General features: G+C 70.6%; 18 protein-coding genes and 2 tRNA genes. 17 read left to right on the forward strand and 3 right to left on the reverse strand.

From position 1 onward, the window contains the following. Positions 1-53: 53 nt before the first annotated feature. The 3 genes from LUX31_RS34050 to LUX31_RS34060 all read left to right on the forward strand — a co-directional run bounded on the left by LUX31_RS34050 (position 54) and on the right by LUX31_RS34060 (position 3,413). Positions 54-1,340, forward strand: coding sequence for a glutamate-5-semialdehyde dehydrogenase (locus LUX31_RS34050; RefSeq protein WP_235479153.1), 1,287 nt, complete (start codon positions 54-56; stop codon positions 1,338-1,340). A gap of 304 nt (positions 1,341-1,644) precedes the next feature. After that, positions 1,645-2,241, forward strand: a complete 597-nt coding sequence (locus tag LUX31_RS34055) for an SCO2584 family spore wall biosynthesis protein (RefSeq protein WP_235479154.1) — start codon at positions 1,645-1,647, stop codon at positions 2,239-2,241. A 101-nt stretch (positions 2,242-2,342) separates the two neighbouring features. Next, positions 2,343-3,413 carry an SCO2583 family membrane protein gene (locus tag LUX31_RS34060; protein WP_235479155.1) on the forward strand — a complete coding sequence of 357 codons (1,071 nt, stop codon included), beginning with the start codon at positions 2,343-2,345 and terminating at the stop codon, positions 3,411-3,413. Between the two features lie 74 nt (positions 3,414-3,487). Here LUX31_RS34060 and LUX31_RS34065 read toward each other — a convergent pair whose 3' ends face one another. Then, a complete protein-coding gene (locus LUX31_RS34065) occupies positions 3,488-4,579 on the reverse strand; it encodes a M48 family metallopeptidase (RefSeq protein WP_235479156.1) in 1,092 nt (363 codons plus the stop codon). Positions 4,580-4,680: 101 nt separating this feature from the next. On the opposite strand from LUX31_RS34065, the gene LUX31_RS34070 reads away from it, so the two are divergent. The 9 genes from LUX31_RS34070 (at position 4,681) to LUX31_RS34110 (ending at position 9,739) form a co-directional block, all read left to right on the forward strand. After that, positions 4,681-4,851, forward strand: a complete 171-nt coding sequence (locus LUX31_RS34070; protein WP_235480212.1) for a hypothetical protein — start codon at positions 4,681-4,683, stop codon at positions 4,849-4,851. Positions 4,852-4,971: 120 nt separating this feature from the next. Next, positions 4,972-5,136: a hypothetical protein gene (locus tag LUX31_RS34075; RefSeq protein WP_235479157.1), complete on the forward strand. Its 165-nt coding sequence runs from the start codon at positions 4,972-4,974 to the stop codon at positions 5,134-5,136. Between the two features lie 39 nt (positions 5,137-5,175). Continuing rightward, on the forward strand, positions 5,176-5,802 hold the full coding sequence (gene nadD, locus LUX31_RS34080) for a nicotinate-nucleotide adenylyltransferase (RefSeq protein ID WP_235479158.1): 627 nt from the start codon (positions 5,176-5,178) through the stop codon (positions 5,800-5,802). A gap of 16 nt (positions 5,803-5,818) precedes the next feature. Beyond that, complete coding sequence (locus LUX31_RS34085) at positions 5,819-7,555, forward strand: LCP family protein (protein WP_235479159.1); 1,737 nt, start codon at positions 5,819-5,821, stop codon at positions 7,553-7,555. 100 nt (positions 7,556-7,655) lie between these two features. After that, positions 7,656-8,099, forward strand: coding sequence for a ribosome silencing factor (rsfS, locus tag LUX31_RS34090; RefSeq protein ID WP_235479160.1), 444 nt, complete (start codon positions 7,656-7,658; stop codon positions 8,097-8,099). Further along, the gene (locus LUX31_RS34095) at positions 8,096-8,770 is read left to right on the forward strand and encodes a histidine phosphatase family protein (RefSeq protein ID WP_235479161.1); all 675 of its coding nucleotides are present in this window, start codon (positions 8,096-8,098) and stop codon (positions 8,768-8,770) included. The genes rsfS and LUX31_RS34095 overlap by 4 nt, the downstream gene beginning before the upstream one ends. A 75-nt stretch (positions 8,771-8,845) precedes the next feature. After that, positions 8,846-8,918: transfer RNA gene (locus tag LUX31_RS34100), tRNA-Ala, on the forward strand. Between the two features lie 433 nt (positions 8,919-9,351). Then, entirely contained in the window at positions 9,352-9,585 is a 234-nt protein-coding gene (locus LUX31_RS34105; RefSeq protein WP_044472114.1) for a hypothetical protein, read from the forward strand. Between the two features lie 81 nt (positions 9,586-9,666). Then, a tRNA-Ala gene (locus tag LUX31_RS34110) sits at positions 9,667-9,739 on the forward strand. Between the two features lie 110 nt (positions 9,740-9,849). On the opposite strand, the gene LUX31_RS34115 is transcribed toward LUX31_RS34110, so the two are convergent. Continuing rightward, a complete protein-coding gene (locus LUX31_RS34115) occupies positions 9,850-11,469 on the reverse strand; it encodes an NADH-quinone oxidoreductase subunit NuoF family protein (RefSeq protein WP_235479162.1) in 1,620 nt (539 codons plus the stop codon). After that, on the reverse strand, positions 11,466-12,779 hold the full coding sequence (locus LUX31_RS34120) for a cytochrome b/b6 domain-containing protein (protein WP_235479163.1): 1,314 nt from the start codon (positions 12,777-12,779) through the stop codon (positions 11,466-11,468). The genes LUX31_RS34115 and LUX31_RS34120 overlap by 4 nt, the downstream gene beginning before the upstream one ends. 470 nt (positions 12,780-13,249) lie before the next feature. Here LUX31_RS34120 and leuS point away from each other — a divergent pair, with 470 nt between their 5' ends. The 5 genes from leuS to LUX31_RS34145 all read left to right on the forward strand — a co-directional run bounded on the left by leuS (position 13,250) and on the right by LUX31_RS34145 (position 21,970). Beyond that, positions 13,250-16,132, forward strand: coding sequence for a leucine--tRNA ligase (leuS, locus tag LUX31_RS34125; protein ID WP_235479164.1), 2,883 nt, complete (start codon positions 13,250-13,252; stop codon positions 16,130-16,132). A 162-nt stretch (positions 16,133-16,294) separates the two neighbouring features. Next, complete coding sequence (locus tag LUX31_RS34130) at positions 16,295-17,056, forward strand: hypothetical protein (protein ID WP_235479165.1); 762 nt, start codon at positions 16,295-16,297, stop codon at positions 17,054-17,056. Between the two features lie 81 nt (positions 17,057-17,137). Beyond that, positions 17,138-17,983, forward strand: a complete 846-nt coding sequence (locus tag LUX31_RS34135; protein WP_235479166.1) for a DegV family protein — start codon at positions 17,138-17,140, stop codon at positions 17,981-17,983. 175 nt (positions 17,984-18,158) lie between these two features. Next, positions 18,159-19,313 (forward strand): ComEA family DNA-binding protein, encoded by a 1,155-nt coding sequence (locus LUX31_RS34140; protein WP_235479167.1) that lies wholly within the window; start codon positions 18,159-18,161, stop codon positions 19,311-19,313. 107 nt (positions 19,314-19,420) lie between these two features. Continuing rightward, a complete protein-coding gene (locus LUX31_RS34145; protein WP_235480149.1) occupies positions 19,421-21,970 on the forward strand; it encodes a ComEC/Rec2 family competence protein in 2,550 nt (849 codons plus the stop codon). The last annotated feature ends 4 nt before the right edge of the window (positions 21,971-21,974 follow it).

The raw sequence follows: 21,974 nt of genomic DNA on the forward strand, positions 1-21,974 counted from the left end.
CGGGGTTTGGGATAGCCGGTGGACGGTTCCGCCCGGCGCACTACGCTTCCCCCATGACCACGCTTTCGCCGTACGACTCGATGTCCCCGGTCACCCAGGCCGCCTACCGCGCCAAGGCAGCCGCCGCCGACCTCGCCCCCCTCCCGAGGGCCGAGAAGGACGACGCGCTGCTCGCCATCGCGGACGCGCTGGAGGTCCGTACGAGCGAAATCGTCGAGGCCAACGCCAAGGACATCGCCCGCGCCCGCGAGGCCGGCACCAGCGAGACGGTCATCGACCGGCTGACGCTCACTCCGGAGCGGGTGCGCGCGATCGCCTCCGACGTACGGGACGTGGTGGCGCTGCCCGACCCGGTCGGCGAGGTCGTGCGCGGCTCGACCCTCCCCAACGGCATCGACCTGCGCCAGGTCCGCGTCCCGCTGGGCGTCGTCGGCATCATCTACGAGGCCCGCCCGAACGTGACGGTCGACGCCGCCGCCCTCTGCCTGAAGTCCGGCAACGCGGTCCTGCTGCGCGGCTCGTCCTCCGCGTACGAGTCGAACACCGCGCTCGTACGGGTGCTGCGCGACGCCGTCGGCGGGGCCGGGCTGCCCGCGGACGCCGTCCAGCTCGTGCCCGGTGAGGGCCGCGAGTCCGTACGGGAGCTGATGCGCGCGCGTGGCCTGGTGGACGTCCTGATCCCGCGCGGCGGCGCCTCCCTCATCCAGACCGTCGTCACCGAGTCCACGGTCCCCGTGATCGAGACCGGCGTCGGCAACTGCCACGTCTACGTCGACGCCCAGGCCGACCTGGACATGGCCGTCGACATCCTGATCAACTCCAAGGCCCAGCGGCCCAGCGTCTGCAACGCCGCCGAGACCCTCCTGGTCCACCAGGACATCGCCGCCGAGTTCCTGCCACTCGCCCTGGACGCCCTCGCCGAGGCCGGGGTGACCGTGCACGCCGACCCGCGGGTGCAGGCGTACGCGAAGGACTCCAAGGCGACCGTCGTCGAGGCCACGCTGGAGGACTGGGACACCGAGTACCTGTCCTACGACATCGCCGCCGCCGTGGTCGACTCCCTCGACAAGGCCGTCGAGCACATCCGGCTGTGGACCTCCGGTCACACCGAGGCCATCGTGACGACCTCGCAGCAGGCCGCCCGCCGCTTCACCCAGCTGGTCGACTCGACCACGGTCGCCGTCAACGCCTCCACGCGGTTCACCGACGGCGGTCAGTTCGGTTTCGGCGCCGAGATCGGCATCTCGACCCAGAAACTGCACGCACGCGGCCCGATGGGCCTGCCGGAGCTGACCAGCACCAAGTACATCGTCACGGGCGACGGGCATATCCGCCGCTGAATCCGCTGCTGAGGGGCGTGATCGAGGGTCCGTGCGCCGGCGGCCCGGCGCACGACCGGCGCGGGGCCCCGGCGGATCGCAGTGCCCAGGGGCGGTCGGCGGCGCATGCTGCATCTTTCCGGGGGGCGACCCCCGGACCCCCAGCAGAAAAGCAGGTCGGCAGGTGTGACCGGCGCGAACACCCTGAGGCGGGCCTGAGTGAACGCGGCTCCGCGCGCCGGGCGGCGAATGAAACGCATCTCATCCAGTAGCTGAATTTCCCGACCGTCTGCCCAAAGTGACACCCCCGGTCTACTCTGGATCCGTGCCGGAGGACGTGGGGGGCACGCCGTTCTTCCCTGACGGCTGGGAGCCCGACGACGACCACGACCGCGGGGTGTCGGACGAAGAGTTCGCCTCCGTGGTCTTTGACGAGGCCTTCGTACAGGCGGCCGTGGTGCACGAGCCGACCGCCGTCGAGCGTCTCCTGGCCGCCGCGCAGGCGAGAGCGGAGGCCTCCGAGGCCGAGGCACGCCGGGCGAACACCCGAGGCCCACGAGGGGACGACGAGCGCTACGAGGACGGCTTCGGCCCGGACGACCCCGCCTATTTCGGCCACGATCCGGATCTCGACGACCTGGACGACGCCGAGATCCTGGAGGGCCGCTACGGCGCTCGGGGCACCCACGGCAAGCAGGTCTCCCGCTGGCACCGTCCCGTCGCCTGGATGCTCGCTCTCGTGATGGGGATCGGCATGGTCGCGCTGGCCTTCACGGCGGTCTACCGGGGCGCGTCGTCCGGCCGCCAGGAGCAGGTGCCGCCGCCCGCCTCCACCGGCCTCGAGCAGGGCAGCGCGACGACTCCCTCGGCCTCCGCCGACTACTCCCAGCCGGCTGTCTCGGCGATCCCGCGCACTCCTTGACCCAAACCTGTCCGCGCCCTGTTTCTTCCTGGTGAGAACCTGTCAGAACTTGTCGTGCGGGTGGGCGTTTACCGGGGCTTCCCGCGACCTACTCTGAATGTATGGGCGGACCAGGAGACCCACCTGAGGGGACACCCGAGGCCACCCCTGGTGGCGGCGAGGACGAGTACCGATCCGTCGTCTTCGACGAGTCGTTCGTCCGTGCTGCCCGGCTCCAGGAGTTCTCCGCGCAGGAGCGCCTGGACGACCACGCACCCGCCGTACGCCGCCGCCAACCCCTGCATCGGGGGCTGTCCCGGCAGGCGCTGATCCTCGTCGTGCTGATCGCCGTCGCCTTCGGCACCGCCATCTACATGGGCATCCGCAACCCGTACGAGAGCCCGGTCGCCGAGCTCTCTCCGGAGCCGCTGCGGATGACCGTCATCCCGCTCGCGCCGCAGGGTGCCGTGCCCGGCGCCGTCGACCCCGAACAACTGTTCGCGCGCAGTCCGGCGGCCCAGTTCGGTATAGGCGCCGAGGGCATCGCACTGCCCGCCACCCGGAGCACCGCGCACTTCTCGGACAGCCAGGTCGTCAGCGCACTGACCACCGCCAAGGACTACATAGTCGAGTCCTCGCTCTATCCGGAGGTGCTCACCGGCGGCGAGGTCCGTGCCGTGCGGGTGCTGCTCGATCCCGACCAGCTCGACCAGTTCGACCAGAGCTTCGACAGCCCGGCCGCCGACGGCAGGCACGCGCCCACCGGCTGGCTGGTCCGCTTCGACCCCTCACGCGCCCAGCTCGCCGACGACAAGATCCGCGTGCGGGGCACCCTGCGGGCCGCCGAGGCCGACTCGGCGACCCTGGAGGTCGTCGCCGACCACACCTTCGTGTACGCGCTGCGGCCGACCGGCGCCGATGACAAGGCGAAGGCGTCGCTCTTCACTGTCCGGCGCGAGCTGCACTTCAGCTTCGACCGGGACGACCTGCGGATGCACCAGGCCCGGCTGGTCGTCTCGTACGTCCAGGCCGGGCCGCTGTCCTGTGCGGAGGACTCCGTCGGTTACCTGAGGCCGCTGCTGGCCGGCCAGACCGCGAAGGCGGGTGGACCGGCTGGGACGGATCCCTTTGCGACGGGCAGTGCTACGGCGTTGTGCGGGTCCTTGGCGGCGGGGGCGCAGCCGAAGGTGTGAGGGTAGGTGGGGTGGTTCGTCGGGTGCGGGCCGGTGGGGGCTGGTCGCGCAGTTCCCCGCGCCCCTGGGTGGGATCAGGCGTCCGGAGAGGTGTCTTGCGGCGGTGTTGAGTTTGTGGAGCCGCCGAAGCCCCTTCGTACGCGGCCGCCCAGGTCGCCCGCTCCGCCCGCGATGTCCGCGACCAGCTTCATCAGGGGGTCCTTGGAGTTCTTGACGTTGGTCGCGTAGCTCGACGCCGACTCGCGGAAGGAGCCGGAGACCGAGGTGTCCTTGTCCTCGGTGCGGCGCGGGTAGTGGCCGTCCATGATCCGCTGGAAGTCGCGGGACTCGGCCCACTTCTTCAGCTCGGCGGCGCGCACGGTGGTGAAGGGGTGGGTGCGGGGCAGGACGTTGAGGATCTTCAGTACGGAGTCGCGCAGGTCGCCGCCCGCCTCGTACTCCTCGGCCTGGGCGAGGAACGCGTCCACGTTCATCTCGTGCAGGTGGTTGCCGCCGGCGATCTTCATCAGGCCGCGCATCGAGGCCTTGAGGTCCTGGCCGACGAGCAGTCCCGCGCGGTCGGCGGACAGCTCCGACTTGCGGAACCACTCGCGCAGGCCGGTCACGATCGCCATGATCGCGATGTTGCCGAGCGGGATCCAGGCGACGCGGAGGGCCAGGTTGGTCAGGAAGAGCAGGATCGTCCGGTAGACGGAGTGCCCGGAGAGGGCGTGTCCGACCTCGTGCCCGACGACGGCCCGCATCTCCTCCTCGTCGAGCAGCTCGACCAGGCCGGTGGTGACGACGATGATCGGCTCGTCCAGGCCGATGCACATCGCGTTGGGCTGCGGGTCCTGGTTGACGTACATCGGCGGGACCTTCTCCAGGTCCAGGATGTCGCAGGCGTCCCGCAGCATGACGTTGAGGTGGGCGAACTGCTGCTCCGAGACCCGCACTGAGTCGGACAGGAACAGCAGCCGCAGACTGCGCTCGGGGAGCAGTCCGCTGAGCGCCTTGAAGACGGTGTCGAACCCGCTGAGCTTGCGCAGGGCGACCAGGGCGGAGCGGTCGGCCGGGTGCTCGTACGCCCGCGAGGAGATCCCCGGGAAGCGGGTGCGCTGCCTGCTGGGCACGTTCTCGTGGCCGTCAGGCCCGTGTCCGTTGCTCTCGTGGCTGTCGTCGGACATGTGTTCCCCCATGCGTCTGATTGCCCTTGTGTGCCCCCGAAGCGGGGCCCAGCCTAGGCGGAGATACCGTGGCGGGGCAGCACACCGTAAGGAGCGATCCGATGGATCCGATGGACCACACCCCCGCAACCGACTGGATCACCGAGGCCGCGAAAGCCGCCGAGAGACAGGGATCCGGCGATCTGCTCCGGGTCGTGCTCATCGTGATGTTCTTCGGCTGCATCCTGACCGCGTGGTTCCTGCTGCGGGGGTACAAGGAGAAGGACGACTGAGACGGGCCGGAAGTTCCCTCGCCGGGTCCTTGGGCGGAGTCGGCGTGATCCCCGTGGGCGGGCACGCTTACGATGAGCCGACGTCTTTATCCCGCCCTCACCGGATAGGTCCTGCCGAAGATGAGCTTCCACAGCACCGCAGCCCAGTTGGTCACCCTTGCCGCCGAGGGCGAGGAGCACGGCGGCAACCACGAGAGCCTCAGCCCCTACCTCACCGGTGGCGGCGCCTTCTTCGTCCTGATGCTCCTGCTGTGGATCACCACCCGCTTCAACCGTGACCGCTGAGTCCGATCCGTTCAGGCAGGGCCGGTAGGGTCTGCACCCATGGGAGAGCAGGACATGCCTACCGGCCGGTCGAACCCGGGCAAGCGTCGCATCGGCGTCATGGGCGGCACATTCGATCCGATCCACCACGGGCACCTCGTGGCGGCCAGCGAGGTCGCCGCACAGTTCCACCTCGACGAGGTGATGTTCGTACCGACCGGACAGCCGTGGCAGAAGACCGACCGCAGTGTCTCGCCGGCCGAGGACCGCTATCTGATGACGGTCATCGCGACCGCCGAGAACCCCCAGTTCTCGGTCAGCCGCATCGACATCGACCGCGGTGGCCCGACGTACACCACGGACACCCTGCGCGACCTGCGCGCGCTCAATCCCGACACGGACCTGTTCTTCATCACGGGCGCCGACGCGCTCGGCCAGATCCTCACCTGGCGCGACGCCGAGGAACTGTTCTCCCTCGCGCACTTCATCGGGGTCACCCGGCCCGGTCACACCCTGACCGACCCGGGACTCCCGGAGGGCGGTGTCTCGCTGGTCGAGGTGCCCGCTCTGGCCATCTCGTCCACAGACTGCCGTGCGAGGGTCGCCAAGGGCGACCCGGTCTGGTATCTGGTGCCGGACGGTGTGGTGCGCTACATCGACAAGCGCGAGCTGTACCGCGGCGAGTGAGCCGAGAGGGGCACCGGTGAACGACCGATACGACTCGGGGTACGACGGCGACCAGCAGTACGAGCTCGTCGGCTACGACGACTACGGCCGGCCTGTGTACCAGCCGGTGCCGCAGCAGGGGTACCCGCAACCGTCACAGCCAGGTCAGCAGTCGTACGACCCGTATGCGCAGCAGCAGGCCCCCCAGGCCCCTCCGGCGCAGGGGTACGAGGGGTACGGCTACGACCCGTACGCGACCGGGCAGCAGCAGGCCGCGCCCGCGTACGACCCCTACGGCAGCGGGAACCCGGCCACCGGGTACGACCCCTACGGGCAGCCGGCGAGCAGCGGGCAGCAGCCCCGGGTCGCCGAGCAGACCGCGCCCGCCGCCCCGACGGCACGGACCGCGCAGGCCGAGCCGACCGCCTTCGTACCGCAGCAGGGCGGGCCGCCCGCCGAGGGCGGCGCTCCGAAGGCGGAGGAGCCCGCGGGTGAACGCGACTACAGCACCCAGCAGTTCGCGTTCGTCGAGGACCCCGACGGTGACTCCGAGGACGTCATCGACTGGCTGAACTTCACCGAGAACCGCACCGAGCGCCGCGAGGAGGCCAAGCGCCGCGCGCGGGGCCGTGCCGTCGCCCTGGTCGTCGTCCTCGCCCTGGTGGCGGTGGGCGGGGTGGGCTACCTCTGGTACGCGGGGAAGCTGCCCGGCGCGTCCTCCTCGGACACGAAGGCCGGGAGTGCGACGAGCGCCGCCGCCCAGAAGCGCGACGTCGTGGTCGTCCATCTGCACAACACCAAGAAGGGCGGCACCTCCACGGTGCTGCTCGTCGACAACGCCACCACCAAGCAGGGCACCACGGTCCTGCTGCCCAACTCCCTCGCCCTGACCGACGACGACGGCTCCACGACCACGCTCGCCAAGTCCGTCGACGACGACGGCTCCTCAGGGACCCGCGACGCGCTCGACACCGTCCTCGGCACCGACATCGAGGGCACCTGGCGGCTCGACACCCCCTACCTGCAGAACCTCGTCGAGCTGGTCGGCAACATCGACATCGACACCAACGCGAACGTGCCCGACCCGGACAACACCAAGAAGGGCACGGCGCCCCTGGTGAAGAAGGGCGAGGACCAGACCCTCAGCGGCAAGACGGCCGTCGCCTACGCCACCTACCTCGCCTCCGGCGAGACCCAGGACGCCCAGCTGGAGCGGTTCGGGCAGGTCATGCAGGGCGTGCTGCGCAAGCTGTCCTCCGACGCCCAGGCCGCGACGGTCACCGTGCAGACGCTGGCCCAGATCCTCGACCCCTCGCTGACCGACAAGGACCTCGGCAGTTTTCTCGCCCGGCTCGCCGACCTCGCCAAGGGCGGCGACTACAAGACCTCGCTGCTGCCCGTCCAGGGCGACGGCACCTTGAGCGCCCAGGCGAGCGCCTCCGTCGTCAAGACGGTGCTCGGCGGTACCGCCAAGAGCCCCGACAAGGACGCCGCGGTCCGGGTCTCCGTCCAGAACGCCACCGGCGACAAGGACGACACCGAGAAGGCCCGAGTCGTCCTCCTCAACGGCGGCTTCACCTTCCTGGGGGCCGGTACGGCCGACACCGCCCGCGCCACCTCCCAGGTGACCTACTCCGACGCCGCCGACAAGGAGAACGCCACCGAGGCCGCCAAGACGCTGGGCCTGCCCACCAGCGCGGTGAAGAAGGGCACGGTCACCTCGAACGCGGACGTGTCCGTGGTCCTCGGCCAGGACTACGAGCCCGCGACGTGATCCCGTAATGACGTGGGGTGGTGTCGGCGGTCCGTGAGACCCTTGGGTTCCGTAGCAGTACCCGTACGGGTTTCCCCGACCGCCGACCGAAAGCCTTGTAGTGACCGCCACTGACCGTTCCATCGAGCTGATCACCGCCGCCGCGCAGGCGGCAGCCGACAAGCTCGCGCACGACATCATCGCCTACGACGTCAGCGACGTGCTGTCGATCACGGACGCCTTCCTGCTGGCCTCCGCACCCAACGACCGCCAGGTCAAGTCGATCGTCGACGAGATCGAGGAGCGGCTCGGCAAGGAACTCGGCACCAAGCCGGTCCGCCGCGAGGGCGACCGCGAGGCCCGCTGGGTGCTCCTGGACTACGTCGACATCGTCGTCCACGTCCAGCACAGCGAGGAGCGCGTCTTCTACGCCCTGGAGCGCCTCTGGAAGGACTGCCCCGAACTGGAGCTGCCCGCCGACGCCAAGGCCACCCGGGGCAAGGCCGCCGAGCACGCCAAGCTGCAGGCCGAGGAGGACACCGCCGACTTCGGAGGGCTGCGGTGACCGCCCCCGCGTCCACCGGGACCCGCCGCAAGCCGGGCCCCGGCCGCCGTCTCATCCTGTGGCGCCACGGCCAGACGTCGTGGAACGTGGAGCGACGCTTCCAGGGCACCACGGACGTGCCGCTCACCGAGACCGGCATCGGCCAGGCCCGCCGCGCCGCCCGCCTGCTCGCCTCCCTGAAGCCCGACGCGATAGTCGCCTCGGACCTCCAGCGCGCGGCGAACACCGCGGGCGAACTCGCCGAACTCACCGGCCTCACGGTGACGCACGACGAGGGCCTGCGCGAGACCTACGCGGGCGTCTGGCAGGGCCTGACGCACGAGGAGATCATCTCCCGCCACGGCGACGAGTACGCCGCGTGGAAGCGCGGTGAGCCGGTCCGCCGCGGCGGCGGCGAACTGGAGACCGAGGTCGCCGACCGCGCCGCCCCCGTGGTGCTGCGGCACGCCGACAAACTCCCCGAGCAGGGCACCCTTGTGGTGGTCAGCCACGGCGGCACCATCCGGACGACCATTGGGCGCCTGCTCGGCCTGGAGTCCCACCATTGGGAGAGCCTTGGCGGTCTGTCCAACTGCTGCTGGTCCGTCCTCGGCGAGGGCGCCCGCGGCTGGCGCCTGCTGGAGCACAACGCAGGCACACTGCCGGAGCCGGTGCTCGGTGACGACGACTGACCCGGATTTCACTTTCCGGCAGGCCACAGGCTAAAGTTCCTCTTGTTCGCCCGGCCAGGCCGGAGAGGAACACGAGGGGCTATAGCTCAGTTGGTAGAGCGCCTGCATGGCATGCAGGAGGTCAGGAGTTCAATTCTCCTTAGCTCCACAGTAGATGGCTGGTTGATCAAGGTCCCGCCCCCTCCGGGGGGCGGGATTTTTCGTTCGCCCCGGCTTGAGTCACTTGGGGCCCGGAGGCGTATACCTCTGCGGAGGCCCTTCTTAAGTGCGCGTTCGTGCTGGCCGCGACGGCTGCGGCGGGTGCTGTGTCCGGACTGGTACGAAGGCGTCGCTGACCGTATTGGTCCGGCCGTGGCAGAATCAAACGGCCGGAAGGGGGCGCGGCCCGACGGGAGGGAGTTGCGATGCCTGCGAGCATCCTCAGGGAGGTCGGTCACCTCTCTGAAGCGGCAGTCATACGGGGCAGGAGAACCCGTCTCAGCTGTCCTTCCTGCGGTTCCGGCCACGTCGCCCAGGTGCTCGGTGACAACGGTGGGATTTCCTACGTGTGCACGGCCTGCGGCCACAGCTGGAGCTGATCGATGGGTGCACACAGGAGGAAATGCGACTGGTGCGGCAGTGGTACGCCGATCGTCCGTGACATGGAGCCGGTGAACCACGACTACCAGTACTGGTGCGAGGAATGCGCGCGGGCGCTGATCATAAAAGGCGACCCGATCGAGACCTACCGTGAGCTGGAGGGCGAGCCGATCTACGGCCGGCTCCTGGAGGAGCACTGCACCCTCAAACGGTTCTACTCGTTCGTCACGGCCTGACCCGGCAAACGATTTGGTGCTGCACCGGGGGGACCGGTAAAGTTGGCGTCGCCGCCGGGGAGACCCGGCGGAGCGGTGCGAGGGGCTATAGCTCAGTTGGTAGAGCGCCTGCATGGCATGCAGGAGGTCAGGAGTTCAATTCTCCTTAGCTCCACAGAAGTTGAAGGCGGGTCATCCGATCAGGATGGCCCGCCTTCGGCGTTGTAGCAGTACACGGGGTGGGGAGAGCAGCAACTGTGTTGCTGCTCTCCCCACCCCGTGGTGTCAGCGACCGCTGCCGAGGGCGCGGCGGCCCCGGCCACCGCGCTGGGACAGGACCGGCAGACGGTCGGGGGCCGAGGCCTTGGTGTCCTCCTCGATGCGCAACGCCAGCGCCGGGCAGCGGCGCACGGCGCGCAGCGCCTTCGCCTCCGCGTACCGGGGCACCTTCGCCTGCGCGACGGTGGGGAAGCCGTCGGCGCCCAGTTCGAAGACCTCCGGGAGGATGTCGGCGCACAGGCCGTGGCCCCGGCACAGCGTCCAGTCGACGAAGATCTTCTGACGGCTGGGGCCGTTCTCCTCCTCCGTCTGGCCGCCGGCGATGCCCGCGGGGCCCTGGCCGCCCTCGAAGAGCGGCAGAACGCCTTCTACGGGCCTTCCGCAGCCGTTTCCGAGGACATGGGCGGCGAGGTCGTCCGTGAACGCCTTGATGGTCGATTCCAGGAACATCGCCGAGCCGTCCGGGTGCGAGCAGGCACCGCGCCGCTTCACGGACTTGGCGACCTGCTTGACGGCCTCCAGGGCGGCCGGGCCGCCGCCGTTGAGGATGTCCTCCATGCCGCGCGCCGCGGCGGGCAGACCGAGGTAGCAGGGGCCGCACTGGCCGGCGCTCTCCTCGGCCAGCCACTGGGCCACGCGCAGCGACTCGCCCAGCGGGCAGGTGTCCTGGCTGATCGGCAGGATCGCGCCGGCGCCGAGCGCACCGCCCACGGCGTCCAGGGAGTTGCGCGAGACGATCGCCTCGTTGACCGTCGCCGCGTCGATCCACTTGCCGTGGTAGCCGCCGGTGAGCACACCCTGCGGGACCGGCGGGGCGCCGGCGAGCTGAAGGACGTACCGCAGCGGTACGCCGGTGGGGACCTCGATCACCATGGGACGGGCGACCGCGCCGGAGACCGTGAGCATGACGGTGCCCGGCTCGTCGTACAGGCCGGTGTTGCAGTAGCGCTCGGCGCCGATGCGGGCGGCGATCGCGAGCTGGGCGTACGTCTCGGCGTTGGACAGCAGGGTGGGTGCGCCGCCGACGCCGCTCTGCGAGGCGCTGATCTTGCGGCCGGGCGGGATCGCCGGGCCGCCGTCGATGGACCGGATCAGTGAGGCGGCGGCGCCGGTGACCATGCGGATCGGATTGCGCTGCACGCGCGCGCGGAGGGCCGATCGGCGGCCGTTGTTGAGGCCGCGCTCGGCGAGCGCCGCCTCCATGGAGCGCTGCGTGGATTCACGTGTCACCCCGATGACCAGGGTGCGGGCGCCCATGGCCTCCGCGCAGAGCAGGGCGCCGTCCAGGATCAGGTGCGGGGCACGGTTGACCAGCACCGTGTCCTTGCGGCAGGCGGGCTCGTCCTCGCTCGCGTTGACGACGACGACCGGCCGTACCCCGCGGCGGATCGCCGACTCGGCGACCGACCGCAGCTTCTTGTGGAAGGGGAAGCCCGCGCCGCCGCGGCCCTTCAGGGAAATGCGCTCGGCGAGCTGCGCGAGCTGCTCGCCGCCCATCGGTTCGAGCGGCCCATGCACCTTGAGGTGCATGGGTAGATCAAGTCTCTCGACAAGGTCGAAACCCGACGTGAGCTGGGGAAGTCCGACCACACGGACTTCGGGTACGTCGGGCAGAGCCTCGTTCACTTAAAGCCTCCGGAAGGCGCGTTCCAAGGTTCGCCCGAACCCGGTGCGTCGAAGTCGTAGGAAGCACCGGGGTTTGTATCAGTGGCGGGACCGCTGTTGTACGTGTCGTTCGCGTTGTACGTGTCATAGGCGGCATTCGACTCACCGGTGTTGTACACATCACTCGTGCCGTACGGGGCGGCGCCCGGATTGCCATAGGCCGGGATGTTGTATCCGGTGTCGTTCATCGGGTCGTACGCCGACACGGGGGCCTCGCCGACGGGCGGCGGGGACGGGATCGGCCAACTGCCCGACGTACTGCCGTCCATGCGCGGGATCGCCTCGGTGGCCTGCATGTCGCCCGGCATCTCCATGCGGGCGGTCTGGTCCATGTACGAGTCCTGCCCGCGCGGGGGTGACACGGCGCGGTAGGCCGCCGCGAAGCCGTCGTTCGCGGGTTCGGGCGTCATGGTGCGGCTGGCCGGGGCGTCGTAGAGCGGCATCGATCCGGTGGAGGGGTTGCGCTGCGGGGGCACTCCCGCGTCCCCGCGCGCGGGCCTGCCGCCGCCCTGGTTCTCGTAGCCCGGCAGGGCGGACTCGCCGATGCGGGCCCGGCTCGCGTCCAGGTCGTCGCGGCCGTACTTCTCCTGGGTTCCCAGGATCGCCATGATCTGAGCGGCCACCTTGCGCTTGAACGGGCGGGGCGCCGAGCGCAGGGCCAGGGCTCCCATGACCGCGAGCAGGGACGTGCCGTACAGGATCGTGAAGATCGGCTTCGCCTCGCGTCCCGCGTACAGGCCGTGGACCAGCGCGAAGCACCAGGCCGGGTAGGCCAGCATGTGCATCGCGCGCCAGCGGGCCGCGACCGGGGCCGGGGAGGCGAACTGGCTGCGCAGGGCCCCGGTGACGGCCGTGAAGATCATGAGCAGACCGGCCAGGGACCCGAAGCCGATGAGGCTCCCGGTGCCGGTGACGCCGAGGCTGAACGGGATCAGCGCGGCGACCAACGGGGCGTGGTCGAGCGCCACTTTGACCGAGATGTGCAGCAGCAGGAAGGCGACCGAGGCAACAGCGGTCGTCCGGTGCACGGCCTGCGCGATCAACCGCTGACGGGTGTTCAGGAACACCCGGTCGGTGGCGACCAGGCCCCAGATCACCGCGGAGGTGAGGGCGACCAGTGACAGCACGCCGGCACCGAAGTTCAGGAAGTCCTGGAGCTGGTCACCTCCGACCACCACGATCACGGGTATGAGCAGCAGCACGGCAGCCGTCGCCATCCCGTAGGCCGAACGGCCCGTCCTGGGAAGCGAACTGTTACTACGAGGGTTCATGGGGGCAACTCCGAGCGGTTCGGGAAGGCGGTCCCGCGTCGAACTCTAAGTCGAGACATACCGAGGAGTACGAGGTTTGAGTTATTGCGCTGTTACCAAAGGGCTGTGAGGCCGTTGTGATGTCCCATAGAGGTTGTTACGCGAAGTAATTATTGAACCTGGTTCAGCTTTTGCTGTGTGGCGATTCACGTGCCCGTTGGGGCATGAGGGAGTTGTGTGGGGGTCGTGTGAGGGTCGCCCAGGGCATGGCACCCGGTGCCATGTGCCCCCGGGAACTCCGTCGCGGCGCGCTCGACCGCTGCGGTACCCTGACGCCATGCGTGCCGTACGCCTTCTGCTTAGCGAGCCGCGCTGATCAGTCCCGACCACTGACGAATCGTGGTCGGCATCGGCGCGGCGTCCCCTCCTGTGCGAGGGGATTTTTCATTTCCAAGCCGCTGGCAGAGACGATCGATGGAGCTTTGAGGACCATGAGCGAGACGAACCCCGCTGCCACCGCCGAGGTCGCAGCGCCGCACCGCTACACGGCCGCCATGGCGGCCGACATCGAGGCACGCTGGCAGGACTTCTGGGACGCCGAGGGCACGTACGCCGCCCCCAACCCGAGCGGCGACCTGGCGGGCGATCCCGAGCTGGCCGCCAAGCCCAAGAAGTTCATCATGGACATGTTCCCGTACCCCTCGGGTGCGGGGCTGCACGTCGGCCATCCGCTGGGCTACATCGCGACCGACGTGTTCGCCCGCTTCCAGCGCATGACCGGCCACAACGTCCTGCACACCCTGGGCTTCGACGCCTTCGGCCTGCCCGCCGAGCAGTACGCCGTGCAGACCGGCACGCATCCGCGTGTCTCCACCGAGGCCAACATCGAGAACATGAAGGTCCAGCTGCGCCGGCTGGGCCTGGGCCACGACAAGCGCCGGTCGTTCGCCACGATCGACCCGGACTACTACAAGTGGACCCAGTGGATCTTCCTGCAGATCTTCAACTCCTGGTACGACGAGGAGTCCGACAAGGCCCGCCCGATCGCCGACCTGATCGCCCAGTTCGAGACCGGCGAGCGCGCCGTACCGGGTGACCACGCGCGCGCGTGGAACCAGCTGACCGCCGCCGAGCGCGCCGACGTCCTGGGCGAGTACCGCCTGGCGTACGCCTCCGAGGCACCCGTCAACTGGTGTCCGGGACTGGGCACCGTACTGGCGAACGAGGAGGTCACCGCCGACGGCCGGTCCGAGCGCGGCAACTTCCCCGTCTTCAAGGCCAAGCTGCGCCAGTGGAACATGCGCATCACCGCCTACGCCGACCGGCTGCTGAACGACCTGGACGCGCTGGACTGGCCCGAGGCGATCAAGCTGCAGCAGCGCAACTGGATCGGCCGCTCCGAGGGCGCCCGCGTCGCCTTCCCGATCGACGGCGAGAACATCACGGTCTTCACGACCCGCCCGGACACCCTGTTCGGCGCCAGCTACATGGTTCTGGCGCCCGAGCACCCGCTGGTCGAGAAGTTCACCCCGGCCGCCTGGCCCGAGGGCACCCACGACGTCTGGACGGGCGGTCACGCCACGCCCGCCGAGGCCGTGGCCGCCTACCGCGCGCAGGCCGCTTCGAAGTCCGACGTCGAGCGGCAGGCCGAGGCCAAGGACAAGACCGGCGTCTTCATCGGCTCGTACGCGACCAACCCGGTCAACGGCGACCGGATCCCCGTCTTCATCGCCGACTACGTCCTGATGGGCTACGGCACCGGCGCGATCATGGCCGTCCCCTGCGGCGACCAGCGCGACTTCGAGTTCGCCCGCGCCTTCGAGCTGCCGATCCACTGCATCGTCGAACCGACCGACGGGCGTGGCACCGACACCTCCACGTGGGACGGTGCCTTCGGCGCGTACGACGCGAAGATCATCAACTCGTCCAATGGCGACATCTCGCTGGACGGCCTGGCCGTCGCCGACGCCAAGGCGCGCATCACCGAGTGGCTGGAGCGCAAGGGCATCGGCCGCGGCACCGTCAACTTCCGGCTGCGCGACTGGCTGTTCAGCCGCCAGCGCTACTGGGGCGAGCCCTTCCCCATCGTCTACGACGAGGACGGCGTCGCCCACTCGCTGCCCGAGTCGATGCTGCCCCTGGAGCTGCCCGAGGTCGAGGACTACTCGCCCCGCACCTTCGACCCGGACGACGCGAACACCGAGCCCGAGACGCCGCTGTCCCGCAACGCGGACTGGGTCAACGTCACCCTGGACCTGGGCGACGGACGGGGCCCGCAGAAGTACCGCCGCGAGACCAACACCATGCCCAACTGGGCCGGTTCCTGCTGGTACGAGCTGCGCTACCTCGACCCGCACAACGACCAGAAGCTGGTCGACCCGGCCATCGAGCAGTACTGGATGGGCCCCCGCGAGGGCCAGCCCCACGGCGGCGTCGACCTGTACGTCGGCGGCGCCGAACACGCCGTGCTGCACCTGCTGTACGCGCGCTTCTGGTCCAAGGTCCTGTTCGACCTGGGACACGTCTCCTCGGTCGAGCCGTTCCACAAGCTGTTCAACCAGGGCATGATCCAGGCCTTCGTGTACCGCGACAGCCGGGGCATCGCCGTACCGGCCGCCGAGGTGGAGGAGCGCGACGGCGCCTATTTCTATGAGGGCGAGAAGGTCTCCCGGCTGCTGGGCAAGATGGGCAAGTCCCTGAAGAACGCGGTCACTCCGGACGAGATCTGCGCCGAGTACGGGGCGGACACGCTGCGCCTGTACGAGATGGCGATGGGCCCCCTGGACGTGTCACGGCCGTGGGACACGCGCGCGGTGGTGGGCCAGTACCGGCTGCTGCAGCGGCTGTGGCGCAACGTCGTCGACGAGGACAGCGGCGAGGTCACCGTCGTCGACACCGAGGCCGACGAGGCGGCACTGCGTGCCCTGCACAAGGCGATCGACGGCGTCCGCCAGGACCTGGAGGGCCTGCGCTTCAACACCGCCATCGCCAAGGTCACCGAGCTGAACAACCATCTGACCAAGGCGGGCGGTCCGGTCGCGCGCCCGGTCGCCGAGGCACTGGTGCTGCTGGTCGCGCCGCTGGCCCCGCACATCGCCGAGGAGCTGTGGCGCAGGCTGGGGCACACCGAGTCGGTCGTCCACCAGGACTTCCCGGTCGCCGACCCCGCGTACGTCGTGGACGAGAGCGTGACCTGCGTCGTGCAGATCAAGGGCAAGGTCAAGGCGCGTCTGGAGGTCTCGCCGTCGATCTCCGACGACGAGCTGGAGAAGGTCGCGCTGGGTGACGACAAGGTCGTGGAGGCGCTGGCCGGCGCGGGCATCCGCAAGGTGATCGTGCGGGCGCCGAAGCTGGTCAACATCGTCACGGCGTAGGCGCCGCGATAGCTGCGGGGGCAGGCACGGGCGGCCCTTCGGGCAGCTCGGGGTAGTCCCCTACGGGCAGGTTCGGGGTTCTTTTGGAACTCCGGACCTGCCCTTTGCGTTTACCGTTGAAGAGCGGCTGGCGAAGCCGCGACCGGTAGGAGGAGGAGCGTCGTGGAAGCCGCTGTCGCAGTTGTCGCCCTGCTCTTCCTGCTGTTCGTCGTGCTGGGGGTGTACGCCACGGTGAAGGTGATCGGCGCGGCCAAGAGAGGCGTGGACCGGACGATCACACAGGCCCGCCGCACGGTCGAGGACACCACGCTGCGCGCCAAGTCCTACGCCCAGCTCGGTCCGGCCGGCGAACTGGCCCAGCTCAGGCTCAAGCTGCGTACGTCGATGCGGTCCACGCAGGACGCGCTGCACGCGGGCGTGGCCGAGGACGAGTCCCTCAAGGAGTCCCTCGGCCTCTTCGAGCGGCTCAGCGCGCACGGCCATGAGCTGGACGCCGAACTCAAGCGCCTGGAGTCCGAGCCCGACCGGGCCACGCTCGCCGGGCGACTGCCCGACCTGCGCGAACGAACCGACCAGATCACCCAGGCCGCCGACTCGCTGCGCTGGGCGGCCCGGGACCGGGCGACCCGGTTCGCCAACGACGACCTGGACTCCCTGAGGACCCAGATAGACGTCGAGGCGGGCGCCCTGCGGCACTGGACGACGACCACGGAACCCACGCCGACTCCTCCTGCGACTCCTGCGCCCGCGCCGCCGCCGTGGCCCGAGGCCCCGGCCGCCGACGGGACCGCGGCTCAGCAGACCTGGCCGGACAGCCCGGACGCACGCCGGGCCGCCGAGCCGACCCGGCCCGCGATCACCCCGCCGGTCCAGCAGCCCGTCTACCCCTGGCAGAAGAAACCCCGCCCCGAGAGCACGACTTGATCCGGCGGGCGGACTCCGCTCCCTTCGCAGGTGAAAGGGGCGGGCTGCCGTCCATGGGCTACGGCAGGTAACCTCCAGATCATGTCCCGCCATGTCGCGATCGTCACCGATTCAACGGCCTACCTGCCGCCGCGGACGATGGAGCGCCACGGCATCATCGCGGTGCCGTTGACCGTGGTCCTCGGCGACCGGGCCTTCGAAGAGGGCACCGAGATCTCGGCCCGTTCCCTGGCCCAGGCGCTCCAGAAGCGCCGGTCCGTCACCACCTCGCGGCCCAGCCCCCAGCTCTTCGCGGAGACCTACCGCAAGGTCGCCGAGTCCGGCGCCACCGGCATCGTCTCGCTGCACCTCTCCGCCGAGTTCTCGGGCACGTACGACGCCGCGGTGCTGGCGGCCCGGGAGGCGCCGGTGCCCGTACGGGTGGTGGACACCGGCATGGTCGCGATGGCCCTCGGTTTCTGCGCGCTGGCCGCGGCCGAGGTGGCGGAGGCGGGCGGCACGGTGGACGAGGCCGTCACGGCCGCGGAGAAACGGGCCGCGGGCACGTCCGCGTTCTTCTACGTCGACACCCTCGACTATCTGCGCCGCGGCGGCCGGATAGGGGCCGCGCAGGCGCTTCTCGGCTCCGCCCTCGCGGTGAAGCCGCTGCTGCAACTGGACGGCGGACGCATCGAGCTGATGGAGAAGGTGCGTACGGCGTCCAAGGCCATCGCCCGGCTGGAGGAGATCGTCGCCGACCGGGCGGGTGGCGCGCAGGTCGACATCGCGGTTCATCATCTCGCCGCCCCCGACCGGGCAGCGGCCCTCGCGGACCGGTTGCGGGTACGGGTGCCGGGGCTGGCCGAGCTGCATGTGAGCGAGGTGGGGGCGGTGATCGGGGCGCATACGGGGCCTGGGTTGTTGGGGGCGGTTGTTTCGCCTCGGTGAGGGGGCCTGCGGGGCTTTGGAGGGGCTTCGGTGGGGCTTCGCGGGTTGGGGATCGTGCAGCTCCGGTCCGGGTGCGGCACTCGTGTGGGTGACGGAGTTATCCACAACCGGGGGGTAATCCACCGAAATTGAGCAAGATCATCGCGGGTGGGGTGAGTTGCTCCATCCTCGGCGCATGGCACTTCGATCACGTTCACGCGCAACCACTCCGACCAGCGGCCCGGGCCGCGGGCCTATGTCCGACGGCCGCGTCCGGCACAGTCATCGTCGTCCCCGTGGCCGGGCCCGACAGCATCAGGCGTCGGCCGACGAGATCCGCCGACGGGCGGAGGTGCTCTTCGGGGAACGGGTGCTGGAACGGCGGGAGTTGGGGAACGGGCCGCCGGGGGGTGAGCGGGATGCCGGGACGGTGGACAGCGGGGGAGAGGAACTGTTCGTCGGGCCGGTGGCAGGGCGTGGGGGCTCCAGTGCGAGCGCGGGCGTGGACGTCGGCAGGGGTGCCGTTGGTGCGGGTGCGGGTGCGGGTGCGGGTGCGGGTGCCGGTGCCGGTGTTGATGTCGGCGGTGGCGGTGGCGGTGCCGTGGGTGGTCGGGCTGGCGGGGATTGGCAGGAGCGGGCCGGGCTTGCGGTGCGGGAGCGGATGCCTGTGTGGTTGCAGGCGCGGTGCGGTCTGGAGCGGCGGAGCGTGGTGGCGCTCACGGTGGTGCTGGTCGCCGCCGCGGTGCTTGCCGGACAGCATTTCTGGACGGGGCGTGCCCAGCCCGTTCAGGCGCCGGAGGTGGTGCGGGCGGCGGCTCCGTTCGGGGCGGCGCGGGCGAATGCGGCGGCCCGTCCCCGGGGTGTCGTGGGCGGAGTGGCCGGGGCCCAGATCGTGGTGGACGTCAGCGGAAAGGTGCGCGAGCCGGGGGTTCATCGGCTGCCGGCCGGGTCCAGGGTCGCCGATGCCTTGCGGGCTGCCGGTGGGGTGCGTCCCGGTACGAAGACGGAGGGGCTCAACCGGGCGCGGTTCCTTGTGGACGGCGAACAGGTGGTGGTCGGCGGAGCCGTGCCCGTTCCGGGGGTGGTTGTGGGGGGTGCGGTCGGCTCGGGTGGGGTGGCAGCGGGCGGAACCGTGGGCGGGGTGGGGGCTGGACCGGCGGCGCCTGTTTCGTTGAACACGGCCACTGTGGATCAGCTCGACACCTTGCCGGGGGTCGGCCCTGTGCTGGCGCAGCACATCATCGACTACCGCACCCAGCACGGCGGATACCGGTCCGTGGACGAACTGCGTGAGGTGAACGGCATCGGCGAGCGGCGCTTCGCCGACCTGCGAAATCTCGTGCAGCCATGAGCCGGGTTCCTGATGTCCATGACGGTCCGTCTGGGCGGTCGGTGGGCGACGAGGTGGACGGCGAGCCCCGCACGTCCGACGGTCGGGAGTCCCGCGCCCGCCGGCCTGTGCACGTTGCCTCGGGGAAACGGCTGGGGGCCGCCAATCCCCGGCAGGAAGGGCCGACGGATCTGCGGTTGGTGCCGCCCGCGCTGGCGGTCTGGGGGACGGCCGCACTGACGTTGGGCGTCTCGCCGGGCTGGGTGACCGGTGTCGCGGTCGTCTGTTCGGTCGTGGCCGGAGTGCTTCTGCTGGCTCGTCGGACCTCGGGGAGATTCGGACTCTCGGTGGAGGGGCAGCCGCGGTGGGGCAGCTGGTCCCGGGTTTCCGTGGCAGCCGTACTGCTCTGTGTCGCCGCGGCCGCTGTCTCCGCCGGGTTGCACGGGGCCGACCTTCGACGGGGGCCGGTGCCGGGGCTGGCGCGGCAATATGCCGGCGTGACCGCCGAGTTGGAGGTCACCTCCGATCCACGTCTCACCCGGCCCCGGATCCAGGGCGCTCATGCCGCGCCGAGTGCTGTACTGCTCGACGCCGATGTCCGGCGCGTGGAGGAAGCGGGCGGGGGCGCGGTGGCAACGCGGACGCCTGTGCTTGTGATCGTCGACGTGGGTGCGAAGTCGAGGAGGGCGGGGCCGTTCCGGCGGGTGGAGGCGGCGGTGGAGGCGGAGGCGGGCGGTTCGGAGCGGTCGCCCTGGCTGGGGCTGCTGCCGTCCACGCGGCTGCGGGTGACCGGACGGCTCGTGCCCGCGTTGACGGGCGGTGAACGGGTCGCGGCCGTGCTGCGGGTACGGGACCGGGCGGCGCCGGAGGTGGTGGGGGAACCGTCGGCGGCGCAGCGGTTCGCGGGGCGGTTGCGTGCGGGGTTGCGGGACGCCACCGATGGACTGCCGGCGGATGCGCGGGCGTTGCTGCCCGGGCTGGTCGTCGGGGACACCTCACGTGTCACACCCGAGCTGGACGAGGCGTTCAAGGAGACCGACCTCACGCATTTGATGGCGGTCAGCGGAGCCAACTTCACGATCCTCCTCGCCCTGCTCATCGGCCCGCCCGCCCTTGCCCGGCAGGTCGAGCGGCGGGGCCTCGCACCCCGCCTGGGAATGTCGCTCCGGGCGACCGCACTGCTCGGCGGCGCGCTCACCCTGGGATTCGTCGTCGTGTGCAGGCCCGACCCGAGTGTGCTGCGGGCGGCGGCCTGCGGTTCCGTCGCGCTGCTCGCCCTAGCGACCGGGCGCCGTCGGTCACTGATCCCGGCGCTGGCGACAGCGGTACTGCTGCTGGTGCTGTACGACCCCTGGCTGGCCCGGAGTTACGGCTTCCTGCTCTCCGTCCTCGCCACCGGCGCCCTGCTCACCCTTGCGCCCCGCTGGAGCCCGGCGTTGCGCAGGCGCGGGGTGCCGCCACGGCTGGCGGAGGCGCTGGCCGCCGCCGGTGCGGCGCAGGCCGTGTGCGCGCCGGTCGTGGCTGTGCTGTCGGCGCGGGTGAGCCTGGTGGCGGTGCCGTGCAATCTGCTCGCGGAGTTCGCCGTCGCCCCGGCCACGGTGCTGGGCTTCGCGGCGCTGGCCACGGCGCCGGTGGCGATGCCGGTGGCCAAGGCGTTTGCCTGGGGCGCGAGTTGGCCCGCCGGGTGGATCGCCGACATCGCCCGCACGGGGGCGGCACTGCCCGGCGCGGGAGTGGACTGGCCGGGCAGCTGGACGGGCGCGCTGCTGCTCGGGCTGTGCATGGTGCTCGTCGTGTTCGTCGGCGCGCGGCTGCTGAAGCATCCCTGGTGGTGCGCGGCCTGCGGGGTGCTGCTGCTCCTGGTGGTGGCGCGGCCGGCGCCGTTGACCAGGGCGATCACGGGGTGGCCACCGCCCGGGTGGCGGTTCGCGATGTGCGACGTGGGGCAGGGCGACGCGACCGTGCTCGCGGCGGGGGAAGGCACCGGTGTGGTGGTGGACGCCGGACCCGACCCGGCGCTGGTCGACCACTGTCTGCGCGAACTCGGCATCACCAAGGTCCCTTTGGTGATCCTCACGCACTTCCACGCGGACCATGTCGCCGGGCTGCCCGGCGTGCTGCGCGGGCGTTCGGTGGGCGCGATCCAGACGACAGGGCTCGAAGAGCCCGAGGACCAGGCCGAGTTCGTGCACAGGGAGGCGGCCGAGCGGCGCATCCCGGTGACGCGTGCCGTCGCCGGTGAGCGGCGGCGGACGGGCACCCTCGACTGGGAGGTGCTGTGGCCGGCACCGGCGCCGGTACTCGAGCCGGAGGGCGCCAACGACGCCAGTGTCACGCTGCTCGTACGGTCGGCGGGGCTGCGCCTGCTGCTCCTCGGGGACCTGGAGCCCCCGGCCCAGCGGGCGCTGCTGAGAACTCCGGCCGCGGCCGGGCTGCGGGGGGTGGACGTCCTGAAAGTCGCCCATCACGGGTCGGCTTATCAGGACCCGGACCTCATACGGGCGGCGGCCCCGAGGCTGGCGCTCATCTCCTGCGGCGCGGACAACACGTACGGGCATCCCGCGCCCAGCACGGTGGCGGCGCTCAGGGACGGGGGAGCCGTGGTGCTGCGTACGGACGAGGACGGGGCGCTGGCGGTCGTCGGGGCGGGCCGGGAGCTGGGGGTGGCGAGAGACTGAGGCC

The organism is Streptomyces sp. GQFP (assembly GCF_021545335.1).
Lineage (GTDB): Bacteria > Actinomycetota > Actinomycetes > Streptomycetales > Streptomycetaceae > Streptomyces.

Bases quoted from the DNA above. Each gene is read 5' to 3' on its own strand.
- LUX31_RS34065 (WP_235479156.1), bottom strand. From the start codon at position 4,579: ATGTCCGACGACAGCCACGAGAGCAACGGACACGGGCCTGACGGCCAC.
- leuS (WP_235479164.1), top strand. From the start codon at position 13,250: ATGAGCGAGACGAACCCCGCTGCCACCGCCGAGGTCGCAGCGCCGCAC.
- LUX31_RS34050 (WP_235479153.1), top strand. From the start codon at position 54: ATGACCACGCTTTCGCCGTACGACTCGATGTCCCCGGTCACCCAGGCC.
- LUX31_RS34060 (WP_235479155.1), top strand. From the start codon at position 2,343: ATGGGCGGACCAGGAGACCCACCTGAGGGGACACCCGAGGCCACCCCT.
- LUX31_RS34120 (WP_235479163.1), bottom strand. From the start codon at position 12,779: ATGAACCCTCGTAGTAACAGTTCGCTTCCCAGGACGGGCCGTTCGGCC.
- LUX31_RS34075 (WP_235479157.1), top strand. From the start codon at position 4,972: ATGAGCTTCCACAGCACCGCAGCCCAGTTGGTCACCCTTGCCGCCGAG.
- LUX31_RS34105 (WP_044472114.1), top strand. From the start codon at position 9,352: ATGGGTGCACACAGGAGGAAATGCGACTGGTGCGGCAGTGGTACGCCG.
- LUX31_RS34135 (WP_235479166.1), top strand. From the start codon at position 17,138: ATGTCCCGCCATGTCGCGATCGTCACCGATTCAACGGCCTACCTGCCG.
- LUX31_RS34070 (WP_235480212.1), top strand. From the start codon at position 4,681: ATGGATCCGATGGACCACACCCCCGCAACCGACTGGATCACCGAGGCC.
- LUX31_RS34140 (WP_235479167.1), top strand. From the start codon at position 18,159: ATGGCACTTCGATCACGTTCACGCGCAACCACTCCGACCAGCGGCCCG.
- nadD (WP_235479158.1), top strand. From the start codon at position 5,176: ATGGGAGAGCAGGACATGCCTACCGGCCGGTCGAACCCGGGCAAGCGT.